This window comes from Sphingopyxis sp. LC81 (assembly GCF_000756375.1).
GTDB lineage: Bacteria > Pseudomonadota > Alphaproteobacteria > Sphingomonadales > Sphingomonadaceae > Sphingopyxis.
Window position 1 is genome coordinate 174,506 of record NZ_JNFD01000035.1, and the last position, 15,031, is coordinate 189,536.

General features: G+C 66.5%; 1 protein-coding gene. It reads right to left on the bottom strand.

Annotated features, from left to right (window positions below):
- Window positions 1-32: 32 nt before the first annotated feature.
- Window positions 33-14,954 carry a beta strand repeat-containing protein gene (locus FG91_RS16800; RefSeq protein ID WP_037517129.1) on the bottom strand — a complete coding sequence of 4,974 codons (14,922 nt, stop codon included), beginning with the start codon at window positions 14,952-14,954 and terminating at the stop codon, window positions 33-35.
- Between the last annotated feature and the right edge of the window lie 77 nt (window positions 14,955-15,031).

Consider the following 15,031-nt stretch of genomic DNA (forward strand, 5'->3'; position numbering starts at 1 on the left):
CTCTCTGTTCCACTGGTCCTAAATTTTCTCGATCAGGCCGCCGCCATCTGGTGAAGATCCGCTTCCAGCGCCTGGCTGGTCGGGAACGCCACGTCGGGCGCGATCTGTTGATCGAGGAACTGCGCCAGATCGAAAGCGGGCGTCTCGCCGGCCGCGACCTGCACCGGTTCGGCGCCGCCCGTGACGGCGTGGATCAGTTGATCGACCGTGCTGGCGCCGCTCTCCAGGACCTCGGCAAGCACCGCGGCCGCGGCCGGATCATGCGCCGCGGCAGCCGCCTCGGCGGGCACCGCCGCCAGCGCCAGCAAGCCGTCCATCACGCCCGGATCGAACGAACCGCGATCCGCGATCATGTCGGCCAGCGAATCCGAGTTGCCGGCGTCGGCATTGTCCGCGGGCTCGCTGCGCCAGCCGCTGTCCTCGGCGCCGTCGATCGCGGCGGGGCTCGCCTCGTCGGAATGCGGTGTGGCCGATGTGTCGTGCGCGGCGGTTTTCGGCGTTTCGGCGAGGCTGTCGCTCGCAGCGCTCAACGGCGCGGCCGTCGCCGCAGCATCGATGGATGCCGCTGCGACGCCGCCGTCGGCCTGCTCGATACCCGGCTCGTCCTTCGCCGCAACGATCGGTGACGCGCCGCTGTCCGGCTGCGCGTTCTGAACCCCAACGATCAACGACGCGGCGACCAGCGAGCTCGTCAGCGCCTGGTTGCCCGCGGCGCGCTGGACGTCTTCCGCCTCGCGCGCCGGTGCGCGAGCGCCGAGCTGTGTGTCGAGCTGAACCTCGATATAGTCGCCGCTCGTGCCGTCCTCGCGGGTGAAGCCGCCGCGCGCGGTCACCGCCTGGCCATCGACCTGTTCGTCGGTGGGGGTGGCGCCCGTCGCGATCGAGGCGATCCCCCGATCGGCAAGGCTCGAAAGCTCGCCCGCATCGCTGACCCCGTCGGCGTTGGCGTCCTGCCAGATCAGGAGGTTGGCGAACGCCGCGTCGGCCGCGTCGATGACGCCATCGCCATTGCCGTCGAGCGAAGCGAGCGCCGCGACGCCGCTGGCGAAATCGCCGCCACCGAAGCCGGGGGTGAAAATCTCGGTTCCGCTATCGATCTTGCCATTGCCGTTGAGGTCGACCGCCAGAATGCCGTCGTTCGACGAATTCCACGTCACCCGGTCGGCTGCACCGTCGGCATTGATGTCGAACGCCGCGGTCGCGCCAAAGGCATAGCCGTCACCGCCCAGATCGAGGATGATCGGGTCGGCAGCGCCAATGAAGTTGAGGTCCGTCAGATTGCCGTAGCCGACGCCGTTAATGGTCATAATATGTTCGACGGCCATCCCACCCTGGGTGGGGTTGGCGGAACCGGTGATCGACACCGAATAGATGCCGGCATTCGCCGATCCGCTCGTGTCCGAATAGACGATGAACGTATAGATTCCGGCCGGGATGTTATTGGTTGCCGCCTGAATGAAGCCTTCGATCGTCGATCCGTCGCCGTCGTTGCCGAGCGAGCCCGTCACCCACGCATTGTTGACCAGTTCGACCACCTCGACCCCGCTGCCGATGTTGGTCTGCGTTGCCGTCACGGTCACGAACGTACCATCGGTGCGGCTGGTGCTGCCCATCGACACCGCGATCCGGTCGTTGGCCACCGCGAAATTGCTGACGGTGGCGACCGTGTTGTCGCCGAACCCAAGGGCGCCATGTTTGAAGGTGACCGTATCGGCGGCGGCGTCGCCGCTGCCCAGGTTGACCGTCCAAGCGCGCGTCGTCAGCGCCGCCGCGTTGATGGTGACGGTATCCGCCCCCCCGCCGGCATTCACCACGCTGTTGTTGCCGGTGCTCGCGGTGAGCGCATCGCCGCTCGCCGACCCGGTGATCGTCATCGTCTCGGTCTGCGCGCCGAGGTTGATCGTCACGCCCGTCGCAGCTCCCGATGCGGAAACCGTCTCGACATTCACCAGCCTGCCATCGGCGAGACCATTGAGGTCGGCCGAGGTCGAGGTCAGCGCGATGATATCGGTGCTGCCGCCGGCAAGGTCGATCGTGCCGGCCGCCTGGACGATCGCGTCGAGCTGCGCGCCGGTCAGCGTGAGCGTGTCGGCGCCGCTCGAGCCGGTGAGATTGCTCGTCTCGACACTGCTAACCACCGGCGCGCCCGCGGCGGAAATATTCACCGCGCCGCTGAATGTGACGTTCAGCACGTCGGCGCCGACCGCCAGGTCGATCGCGCCGAACGACGCCCATTGCGCTGCCGACATCGAGACCGTGTCGATACCGCTGCTGCCCGTCAGCGTTTCGACGCCGCTGATCGTGCCGCCCGCGAAATTGACCGTCGTGGCGCCCGTCAACAGGATGGTGTCGTTGTTCGCACCGCCATTGATCGTTTCGGTCGCCCCGAACTCACCATTGGCGAGCCAGAAAATATCGTTGCCGATACCACCGGTCAGCGTGTCCGAACCAGTGCCGCCCGAAATCAGGTCGTCGCCGTCGCCGCCATCGATGCTGTCATTGCCTTCCTGGCCGAAGACGATGTCATTTCCGGTCCCCGCATTGATCGTGTCGTTGCCGCCGGTCCGGCCGCTTTCCTTCGCAAGCGCCGCATAGTTCGCGCGAATATAGGCGATCGTGTCCTGACGGTTCCAGTCGCCGCCATTCAGGCCCGGATCGATCGATTCCAGATTCGCCCGGCCTTCGAGCGTCTGGAAGACCGCCCAGCCCGACCCGGCCGGAAGGCTGACGCCCAGCTGGGTCGCCAGCGCATCGGTGAACAGGACGTCGCCGAAGATCACGTCGCCGCCGGCGCCGCCATTGATGGTGTCATTCGCCGCCGCGGCGAGGTCGGTCGAGCCGCCCAGAACCTGAAGCACCGCGGCAAGCTCTTCGGCCGAGTCCGCGTTGGTCGCGCTGCCGGTTCCGCCCGACGCATTGCCGTCTTCGACGTCGCTCAGCCGCGCGAGCAGCGTCGAATTGACGTTGATGCCGATCGAGTCGATCGAATAGCCGGTCGCAAGGATCTGCTGCGGCTCGTTGGTGCCGTCCGACCCGAGGACCTGATCCATCGAATTCTGGACGTTGGTCGCATCCGAATCACTCCCCGTGCCGCCGCTATTCCAGAGGGTCGGGAGGCCATCGGAAACGAACACGACCTTGTTCACATCGGCGCCGGCGATACCATTGTTGCCGTTGATCCAGCTGAGCGCATCCTGGAGGCCGTCTTCATAATTGGTGCCGCCGGACGCCGACATGCCGTTGACCGCCGCCTTTGCCGACGTGACCTGCGCCGTCTGAACGACGCCGTTCACGATCAGGTTGAACGTCCCAAGATTGGTGCCGTTGTTGTCGAAATCGATCACCGTGATGCGCACATCGAGCGCGCCCGATTGCGACAGGCTGTCGATCAGCGCATTCACGCCGTTCTTGAGCGCCTGCATCCGCGAAATCTGGCCGCCGTCGAAGTCGATCTGCGTCGTCATGCTGCCCGAACTGTCGAGCACGAGCACGATATTCGCCTGTTGCCCTTCGGTGATCGTCACCGATCCCGGGTCGCCGACCAGTGTATCGTCGAACGCGCCGCCCTGGACGGCGCCGTCGGCCTGCCCTTGCGGATTGGCGACGACATGGTCGGTGGGCTCACCCACGACATCGGCGGTTGCCGAGCCGATGACAAGCAATGGCGAAGCCGTGGTGATCGCCAGCGAGGCTTGCGCATTGTCGCCGTCACCGTCGACGATCGTGACCGGGACGTTGAAGTTCACCGGGTTTTCGGTCTGCACGACCGCACCGAAGTCGCCGATCTTGAATGTGTCGCCACCGGCATGATGGAATTCGATGCTGTTGTAGCCATCGGCGGTAAAGCCGGCGACGACGGTGTTCGCGACGACACCGGCGACGGTCGCTTCGCCATTGGCGAAGGTCACGGTGAAGTTCTGACCGCCGACATTATAGGTGCCGTTCGCCGCCACGGAGAGCGTCGCATTGTTGAAGCTGATCGCCACCTTGGTGATCGTGTCCTTCACACCGTCGCCGATGTCGTTGTCAGTGTCGATATCGTCGCGTGCGACAAGCCGGACGCTGCTGCTGGAGTTGATATTGGTGAACAGCGCCGATGCTCCGTTCGCATTGTAATGCGAGTCGAAAGCATGGTTCTGATTGGCCAGCACGCCATAGTCCTGCCCGTTGGCGGGCGAGCCCGTGAGGTCGATGACGAAATCGACGCGCACCGCCTCGTTCGCCCCGACATTGTTGTTATCGACGCCGGTTTCGGTGTTGTTCGCGTTCACCGTGCCGCCGTCGACGCCATTCTTCATCGGCGTGACCAGAATGTCCTGGCTGTTATTGTCGCCGGTCTTCACGAAGCCGACCCACGCGGTATTGCCGCCGACGAAATTATAGCCGCCGCTGTTGAAATCGACCGTCTGGGTCGAATCGAGCTTCTGGACCATCTGGACCTGATATTGGTCGGCGTGGCCCGCCGGTTGCAGGCGGATGATGAAGACATCATCGCCGTTCGGCTTTTCGGCGGTCAGGACGGTGCCGCCCGCCGAGATGACATAGTTGAGCGTCAGACCGCCCGCGGTCAGATTCTGCGCCTGGAGCGCCGCGATCGTCGCCGCGGTGAAGATCACGCTTCCCGGTCCGTCGCCGCCATAATTGTTATCGACATCGCCGTCGGTATCGAGCGACTGATACACCGACGAGCCGGGGGCATTGATCAGCGCCGCGGCAAGCGGGGCGATCGCGATCGGCGAGTCATCCTCGAGCCCGATGGTCAGCGCGGTCGCGTTGGTCACCGTCGTCGTGCCGTCGTTGACGCTGACCGGCACCACGAGCGACAGTGCGTCTTCCACCGTCGTGTTGGGGTGATCGATCGGCGCCGACAACGTCACGGTGAAGTTGCCGCTGTTGTTGATCGAAACGCTGATGATCGTATTGCCGCCGACCTTGCCCAGCAAAAGCTGCGGATTGGTCGTGTCCCACACGATCGGCTGACCGCCCGAGAACAGCGCCGTCGCCGGTGCGCCGAGCGAGAAGGTCAGCGCATCGCCATCGAGGTCGGTGGCCGCGATCGTTCCGTTCCGGACGGTGAGGTTGGTCGTATCGACCGTGCCCGTCGTATCGGGGAAACCGCCCGGCAGGCCCTCGTCCGATACCGCGGTCGCCGCCGCCCCGATCGTCGGCAGATCGTTCGAGCCGTTGATCGTGATTTTCAGCGTCGTCGTCGAATGGTCATTGTCGCCATCGGTGATCGTATAGGTGAAGGTTTCGAGCAGCGTTTCGCCGACACCGAGCGCCTGCACCGTCGCATTGCCGTTGTTCAGCGTATAGGTGTAGCCGCCGCCGGCACTCAGCGTCAGCGTGCCATAGGTCCCGTTGACCACCGAGCCGACATTCCCCGTCACCGGCATCGGCGAAGCCCCGGCGGCGACGCCCGTCACCGCCGCGCCGTCGGCGCCCAGCGTGTCGGCGCTGCCCGGCGCATTGGTCGTGCCGACGCCTGTCAGGACATTGCCGGTCGCGGTCTGCGCCGTGTCCTCGGTCACCGCATCGGTATCGGGACGCGCCGTCGGCAGGTCGTCCGAAACGGTGACATTGACCGTACCGTTCGCCGTATCGCCATCGACGTCCGTGGCGACAACACCGACCGAGCCGAGGTTGACGAGGTCGTCGACGTTGATCGTCGGATGATCGTCATAATTGTCGTTGAGCGTCGCGGTGACCGACGCATTGTTGCCGACGCGCACCAGATCGAGCGTGACGACGAGCCGCGCCCCGTCGGAGCCGGTGATCTGCGTGTCGGAGACGCGCAGCCAGGTCAGGCCGCCGCCGAGACCCGCAACGCTGCTCGCGAAAACGATCGAGGCGATGGCGTCCGAACCCGGGGTGAAGACGAGCGAGCCGCTGGTGAAATCGGGGTTTGCGGAGGTCGAGCCGTCGGCCAGATTCTGATCGTCGAGCGCGAGCGTGATCGATCCGCCCCCGATCGGATTGGCGCCGTCGATCAGGCTGATCGCCTGCGTCGAGGTCGAAGGATCGCCGTCGCCGTCGGTGATCGTGTAGCTGAAGCCCGCGTTCACCGCCGCGGCATTGCTCACCGGGTTCGGATCGAAGGTCCATGCGCCGGCCGCAGTGAAGGTGTAGACGCCGTTCGCCGTGGTAATCGTCGTCGTGCCGGCCGGCGCGATCGCGGTGGTCGTCGCCCCGATCGTCACCGACGTCACGCTCGCGCCATCGGCGCCGCGCGTGTCGTTGGTCAGCAGGTTGCCGCCGACCGCCGCCGCATCCTCGGCAACGACGATGTCGGCATCGGGCCGCGCGGTCGGCACATCGTCGATGATATTCACCGACAGCGTGCTGCTGGCCGTGTCATTGTCGACGTCGGTCAGGGTGACGACAAAATTCTCGAACAGGCTGTTCTCGCTGGCGCCCGTCGCATGGGCCTCGGCGGCAGCCAGCGTGTAGCTATAGCTGATCTCGCCAGTCGCCGCATTATAGGCCGTGATATTCAGCGTGTTGCCGAGCGGGGTGGGAATCGTCGCCGGCGTGAACACGCCGTTGTTGATGACCTGCACGCCATGGATCGTGAGGTTCGCGACGCCGTCGGGTGCCGAGATATTGAAGGTGCCGGTCTGGGTGAGCGATTCCTTCGCCGTATCCGAACCCGCGAGCAGGTCGTCCTCGTCGACCGAGACGTCGCCACCCTGCGCCTCGGGCACCAGATTGGTGATCGTCACGCCGTCGTCGGTGCCGGTCAGCGTGACCGTCAGCGTCGCGGGGTCGCTGTCGCCGTCCTTGTCGGTCAGCGTATAGGTGAAGATGTCGATCAGCGTGGCCCCGGGGGCGAGCGCGTTGATCGCGGTCTGTCCGGCGGCGGTCAGCGTATAGGTCTGCGTACCGTCGCCGTTGATCGTGATCGTACCATAGGTGCCCGTCAGGCTGGTGAAGGTGCGGCTGCCGAAACCGTCGGCGCCGTCGGTGTCGTTGGTGTCGACGTCGAAGGTGACCGAGATCGGGCCGCCTTCGGTGAGGCCCGCCATATCGTCATTCGCCACCGGCGCATCGTCTTCGAATACCAGATTCTGGCCGATATTGGCGGTGGCGGTCGCCGTGTCGCCATCGCCATCGGTGACCGTTGCGGTCAGCGTGATCAGATTGTCTGCCGACAGGCTCGTCGGCTGATCGGGTCCGCTGTTCGGGGTGTGGACGACCGCGCGACTCTGGTCGAGCGTGACCGTGCCGTTCGCCGCGACACTGACCGTGAAGACCAGCTCGTTCGAGGTCGCGGTCCGGCCCTGGACCACGCCGCCGACGACGCTGAGCACGACCGCCTGGTTGGTCAGCGTGTCGACAAGCCCCGTCGATCCGGCCGTGATGCCGAGCGCATAGGTCGTCGAATTCGTCGCCGCGGCGCCGTCGGCGCCAAAGGTCGGGGTAAAGACCGATGCAAAGCTGAACGGCGCGTCGGTGCCGAACGTTGATTCATCGACCGTCAGCACCGGCTGCGTGGTGTTCGCAACCACCGTCGGCGCATCGTCGTCGAAGGTGATCCGGAGCGTGCCCGGCGCCGTCGATCCGTCGCTGTCGCTGACGATGAAGCCCAACACCGCCGTGGCATCATTCTCGTCGCCGCCCGGTGTGTGCAGGACATTGTCGACCAGCGTCACCTTATAAGCGCCGGTCGTGGGGTTGGTGACTTGGACGGTGAACAGCACGCCGCGCGGACCGGTGCCGGTCAGCGTGTTGGTGCCCGCGTTCCAGCCAAGCTGGACCGATTCCTGGCCGACATTCACGAAGAGGCCGTTCATCGCGGCGAAGGTCACCGAGCCCGGGCCGTCGCCACCGAAATCGAGGTTGAGCAGGCCGCTGAAGGTCGCCTGATCATTGTCGCCATCGCTGTTCGGATCGGCCAGGTCGCCGGTCGCGCTGGCGGGATTGCCCCCGGTGAGCGCATCGTCGTCGACCGAAGCCTGCGTCTGTCCCGCGGTCGGGACGTTGGCGTCGGTGATCGTGAAGCTGATCGACGCGGTCGCGGTGTCGTTGTCGCCATCGGTGACCGTGTAGGTCGCGGCGGCGCTGCCGGTGCCGGCCACCGATGCGTCGGCGGTGAAGCTGTAGCTGCCGTCGGCCTTCACCTTGATCGTGCCGTGACCGATGTCGATCGCCTGCGAGAAGCCGTCGCCACCGAATACCAGCGCCGTGCCGTTGATCGCGGTGACGGTCGCGCTATCGGCGCCCTGTACGAAGTCGAGCGTGCCGGTAACCGTCGCGCCCTCGGCGACATTCTGGTTCGCCTCGGGCGAGGCGGCCGGAACGTCGTCGACGATGCGGACATCGATCGACGCGCTGGCGGTCGAACCGTCGGCGTCGGTGACCTTGATCCCGATGCTGTCGTCGCGGCCGTCCTGGCCCATTGCCGGATGGTCGGCGCGGTTGTCGTTCAGCACATAATTATAGGTGAACGTCCCGCCGATCACCGATCCGTCGGCGCCGGTCACGGGGGTGAAGCCGGTGACGGTGAGCGTGCCATAGGCGCTCGTAACCGACTGCGGCGTGAAGGTGCCGTTGGCGACGACCAGCGTCAGCGGGGCACCGAGCGGCACGCCGTTGAAGCTGTCGATCACCACATTGCCCATGCCGTCGGGGGTCGAGACGGTGAAGCTGTCGCTGTCGGTGACATTGGCGGGGTTCGGGGCCGACCCGGGCGCCTCGCCGGGGCGCGCCGCCAGGCCGTCCTCGTCGACGACCAGTTCGGCGCCCTCGACGTCGAGGCCATTGATCGTCACGCCGTCATCGGCGCCGTTGATCGTGATCGTCAGCGTCGTGGGCGCCGGATCGCCGTCGCCGTCGGTGATCGTATAGGTGAAGATCTCGGTCAGCGTCTGACCGGCCGAAAGACCCTGCACCGGCTGCGCCGCATTGTTGAGGACATAGGTGTAGCTGCCGTCGGCGTTGAGGGTCAGCGTGCCATAGGCGCCCGCCAGCCCCGCGCCGACGGCGCCGACCGTCGCACCAAAGCTCACGCCCGTCACGCTCGCGCCATCGGCGCCCCTGACGTCCGCATCACCATCGGTCGCATTGCCGTCGGTGCCGCCCGTACCGGTCAAAACATTGCCGTCGGCGGTCGAGGGACCATCCTCGGTCACGCTGTCGGTGTCGGGATCGGCGGTAGGAACATCGTCGGTGACCTGCACGGTGACGACGCCCGTTGCTGCGTCACCATCGGTATCGGTCGCCTGCACCGTGACGGTGCCGAGCGCCTGCGTCTGCGCCGCCATCGCCAGCGCGTGCGGCAGATTGTCGGCGAGCGTGACGGTAACCGTCGCGATACCCGACAAGCCGGGCGCGATCGAGGCGGGGGCCGTCAGGCTGATCGTGATCGCCGCCGGACCACCGGACGTCAGCGAGCCGATGATCGTCTGCCCGCCGGGCGCCATCGACCAGAAAAGGTCGATGCCCGTCCCGTCGAGATTGGCGACAAGCCCGGCGACGCCGGTGAAGGCGAAGCCCGAAAGTGTGTCCGAGCCTGCGGAGAAAATGAGGTCGCCGCTGGTCACTTCGGCGGGGCTCGCCGGGTTGCTGCCGATCGCATCGATCGCGGCTTCGTCGACCGTCAGCGTGATCGGCGAGGCGTTCTTCGGGTTCGCGCCGTCGGTGATCGCGATCGTCAGGCTGTCCGAGGTCGGATCGCCGTCGCGGTCGACCGCCGACAGGGTGAAGCTGGCGGACGGATTCGTGGCGTTGTTCTGGTTCCCCGCCGCCGCAAAGCTGAAGGTGCCGTTGGCGTTGACCGTCAGCGTGCCCGTCGGCTGGGTAATCGAAACGCTGCTTCCGGGTGCGAGCGAGAGCGTCGCGCTACCGCTGCCGAAGCTGACGTTGACCGACGAGACGCCGTCGGCGCCGCGGTCGAGCGTCCAGGTGCCGGTCGCGGTCGCGCCCTCGACGACGGTCGTCGGCGTATCCGAAAGGTTGAGCGTCGGCAGGTCGTCGACGATCGTGACGCCAAACGCGCCCGACGCGGTGGTGCCGTCATTGTCGGTGACGGTGAAGCCGATGCCCGCAAGGAAATCGCTGTCCTCGCTGCCCGGGACCGCCTGATCGATCGCCTGCGACAGGGTGACCGTATAGCCATAGGTGACCTGCGTCGCGCCGGGCCCCGCGGCCGGGGCCGTCAGGCTGATGCGGATCACTTCATTGCCGCCGACCGAGCCGACGAGATCGTTGCCGACCTTCTCGAAGGTCACCGGCACAAGGTTGACGGTCAGCTGCGTGTCGAGCGCGGCACTGTCATTGAGCACAAGCGAGCCCGCGAGCGTCGCCGGAACGTCGCTGCCGAAATCGACGGTAATCGTGCCATTGGCGCTCGCGCTGCCGGTCGAGGTCACTTCGCCGGACAGGCCGTTGTCGGCATTGGCGCCCGCAAGGCCGTCCTCGTCGACGGTGACGTCGGCGGTCTTGCCGATCTGCGGCGCCGAATCGGCGACGAGCGTGATCGTCGCGGTGGCGACGTCGGTGTCGCCGTCGCCGTCGGCGATCCGGTACTGGAAGCTGACGCTGCCGGTTTCCTGCGCGCCGGGCGTGTAGGTGAAGCTGCCGTCGCCATTGTTGACGAGGGTGCCGGTGCCGGTGAGCGAACCGGCGACGAGCTGGACCGCCGAGGGCTGGACGCTGTCGGCGCCCTGCACGTCGTTGGCGAGCACATTGATCGTCACCGGCGCATTCTCGATCGTCTGCGTCGTGCCGTCATTGATCGCGTCGGGAACGTCGTCGACGATGCGGACGTCGATCGACGCGCTGGCGGTCGAACCGTCGGCGTCGGTGACCTTGATCCCGATGCTGTCGTCGCGGCCGTCCTGGCCCATTGCCGGATGGTCGGCGCGGTTGTCGTTCAGCACATAATTATAGGCGAACGTCCCGCCGATCACCGATCCGTCGGCGCCCGTCACGGGGGTGAAGCCGGTGACGGTGAGCGTGCCATAGGCGCTCGTAACCGACTGCGGCGTGAAGGTGCCGTTGGCGACGACCAGCGTCAGCGGGGCACCGAGCGGCACGCCGTTGAAGCTGTCGATCACAACCGTGCCCATGCCGTCGGGGGTCGACACGGTGAAGCTGTCGCTGTCGGTGACATTGGCGGGGTTCGGGGCCGACCCCGGCGCCTCGCCGGGGCGCGCCGCCAGGCCGTCCTCGTCGACGACCAGTTCGGCGCCCTCGACGTCGAGGCCATTGATCGTCACGCCGTCATCGGCGCCGTTGATCGTGATCGTCAGCGTCGTGGGCGCCGGATCGCCGTCGCCGTCGGTGATCGTATAGGTGAAGATCTCGGTCAGCGTCTGACCGGCCGAAAGACCCTGCACCGGCTGCGCCGCATTGTTGAGGACATAGGTGTAGCTGCCGTCGGCGTTGAGGGTCAGCGTGCCATAGGCGCCCGCCAGCCCCGCGCCGACGGCGCCGACCGTCGCACCAAAGCTCACGCCCGTCACGCTCGCGCCATCGGCGCCGCGCACATCCGCCGCACCGTCGGTTGCGTTGGCGTCGCTGCCGCCCGTACCGGTCAGCACATTGCCGTCGGCGGTCGGGGGGCTTTCGCCCGTCCCGCCATCTTCGCTGACGCTGTCCGCGTCAGGATTGGCGGTCGGGACATCGTCGATGATGCGCACGTCGAGGCTGGCATTCGCGCTCGACCCGTCGCTGTCGGTCACAACGACCGCGAAGCTGTCGCCGACGAAATCCTCGCCGATGCTCGTGTGCGTCAGCGTATTGTCGGAAAGGACATAATTATAGGTGAAAGTCCCGCCGATCACCGATCCGTCGGCGCCCAGGACGGGCGTGAAGCCGGTGATGTTGACGACCCCGAGCGGACTCGTCGCGGTGCCCGCGGTGAACACGCCGTTCGTCACGACCTGCGTGCCGCCGATCGTCACATTGCCGAGCCCGTCGGGGGCCGACACGGTGAAGCTGCCCGGCTGGGTCAGCGCCGCCGGGTCGGGCGACGAACCGTCGGCCAGGTCGTCCTCGTTGACGATGACCTCCGCGCCCTCGGCATTCAGGCCATTGATCGTCACGCCGTCGTCGGCGCCGTTGATGGTGATCGTCAGCGTCGCGGTGGCGGTGTCGCCATCGCCGTCGGTGATCGTGTAGGTGAAGACCTCGGTCAGCGTTTCACCGGCCGCAAGGCCCTGCACCGGCTGCGCCTGGTTGTTCAGCACATAGCGATAGCTGCCGTCGGCGTTCAGCGTCAGCGAGCCATAGGCCCCGGCAAAAGCCTCGCCCAGCGTGCCGCCGCCGACGGCCGTGACCACCGCACCATCGGCGCCTTGAGTGTCGGCGACCCCGTCGGTCGCATTGGCGTCGCCGCCACCCAAGCCCGTCAAAACATTGCCATCGGCAGCCGCCGGATTGTCACCGTTTCCGCTATCCTCGGTCACGCTGTCGACATCGGGAAGCGCGGTCGGGACATCGTCGATGATGCGCACATCGATGCTGTCGTTGCCGGTCGACCCGTCGCTGTCGGTGACGATCACCGCAAAGCTGTCGGTGACATTGTCCTCGCCCTGCGCGCCGTGGGTCAACGTGTTGTCGCCCAGCACATAATTATAGGTGAAGGTGCCACCGATCACCGATCCGTCGGCACCCGTCACCGGGGTGAAGCCGGTGATGTTGATCGTGCCGAGCGGGCTCGTCGCGGTGCCCGCGGTGAATACGCCGTTCGTCACGACCTGCGTGCCGCCGATCGTCACATTGCCGAGCCCGTCGGGGGTCGAGATCGAGAGGCTGCCGGCCTGCGTCAGCGCCGCCGCGTCGGGCGACGAACCGTCGGCCAGATCATCCTCGTCGACCGTCAGGTCGCCGCCTTCGGTGTTGATGCCGTTGATCGTGATGCCGTCGTCAGCGCCGTTGATTATGATCGTCAGCGTCGTCGTCGACGTATCGCCGTCGCCGTCGGTGATCGTGTAGGTGAAGCTCTCGGTCAGCGTCTGCCCGGCCGAAAGACCCTGCACCGGCTGCGCCGCATTATTGAGAGCATAGGTGTAGCTGCCGTCGGCGTTGAGTGTCAGCGTGCCGTAGGCGCCCGCCAGTGCCGTCCCAACCGTGCCGCCCGTGACCGCGGTGACGGTCGCACCGTCGGCGCCCTGCACGTCGGCGACGCCGTCGGTCGCGTTGGCGTCATTGCCGCCCGCACCGGTCAGTACATTGCCGCTCGCGACAGTCGGGCCGTCCTCGGTCACGCTGTCGAGGTCGGCGCGCGCCGTCGGCGCGTCGTCGATGATGTCGATGTCCAGCGTATCCGAAGCGGCGTCGCCGTCGAGATCGGTGATCGTGAAATCGAAGCTGACGGTCGAACCGTCGCCGTCGAGAACATTGTCCTTCAGCGTATAGACATAGGTGACCGAACCCTGGCCCGTCTGCGCATTGTAGGAATAGCCCGTGACGACCAGTGTTCCGGTCGCATCGCTGACAATCTGTTGCGGCAACGATCCCGGCGTGACGGTCACGCCCTCGATCGTCACGCTGCCCACGCCATCGGTCGCGGTAAAGGTGATTGTTCCGCTGGTCGACGCCGCATCGCCGTCGAACTGCGAGCCGGGCGCTTCGCCGCCGCGCGCCGGCAGGTCGGCCTCGCGCACGATCGTGCCGGCGTCGCTTTCCCCGTCTCCGGGGACGAACGTAATCGTGGTGGGCGCGTCGCCGATCGCGATCGTCAGCGTCGCGGTCGAAGTATCGCCGTCGCCGTCGGTGATGCGATAGGTGAAGACGTCGCTGACGCCGCCGGGCGTGCCCGGATTGCGGGTATAAGAATAGCTGCCGTTGGCGTTGATCGTCAGCGCGCCATATTGGCCCTGGACCGTGCCGGGCGCCGCGAAGCTCTCGCTGCCCGCGCCGCGAATGCCGGTGAGGGTGGCGCCGTCGGCGCCCTGCGTGTCCGCGCCGGGGGTCCCGCTGGTGGTGCCCACGCCGGTCAGCACATTGCCCGTTTCGGGCCCGCGCGTGCCGCCGGCCAGCGCGTCGGTGTCGCCCCGCGCCGTCGGGACGTCATCGATGATCGAGATGGTCAGCCGCGCGGGCGCCGTATCGCCATCGCGGTCGGTAACGACGACATTGAAGACGTCGGTCAGATTGGCATTGGCATTGGTGTTGTCGGCCAGCGTGTAGCTGTAGCCGATATTGCCCGGCGTCACGCTGGTGATGGTGAGCTGGCCGAGCGGCGAGGTGATGACCTGGCCGACGCCGGTGACGACGGTGCCGTTGATCGCGACCGACACCAGCCCGTCGGGCGCATCGATGACGATCGAACCCGTGACGGTTTCGCTGGTCGCCGCGCTGTTGCTTCCGGCGGGCTCATTGCCGCGCGCCGGAAGTCCGGCTTCATTGACGCTGGAGGTCGCGTCGAGCGCCCCGGCCGGCTGGTCGGGGGTGACAATGGAAATCGTCGGCTCTTCATCCGGAGCGTCGGGAATCAGTTCGCGGCCTTCGGGCTGCGGAAAGGCGAGTTCGGTATAGGGCAGCAGGTCGCCGAGCGCATAGGCATCCTGGATCGGGCCTTCGGGGTCGGCGAAATTGCCGCCCGAGCTGCGGACCCCGGCTTCGGGGTTCAGCTCGCCCAGATTCTCCAGCAGCTGCGCCACCGTGCTCGCGGGCACCGTATCGCCATCGACGACGATCGACGGAACATCGACCGCGCCGCCGGGAATGATGAACACCTGACCGTTCGGCAGGGTGATGACAAGGTCGGTGCCCGAAATCGTGATATCGTCGATCGACGCGCCGGCGGGCAGGACGATGCGGCCGCTTGCGTCGGGAACGAGGATCGCCTGGATCGCCAGCGGTATGACCGATGCGGCGGCGGTCACGTTCGCCGCGGCGGCAAGAAATTCGCCGCCCGCTACGGCCCGGTTCGATGGCTCGTTCGATGCGCCGTCGCGCTCGGGACCCGTCATGCCATTCCGCGCCGGATTGTCGAAAGCATCCATGTCAATTTCCCTCGAACGCACCTCGCCCTGCCGCAAAAACGGCACAGCAAAATTTCCACCAATGTCAGTGCGACCCA

Bases quoted from the DNA above. Each gene is read 5' to 3' on its own strand.
- FG91_RS16800 (WP_037517129.1), bottom strand. From the start codon at position 14,954: ATGGATGCTTTCGACAATCCGGCGCGGAATGGCATGACGGGTCCCGAG.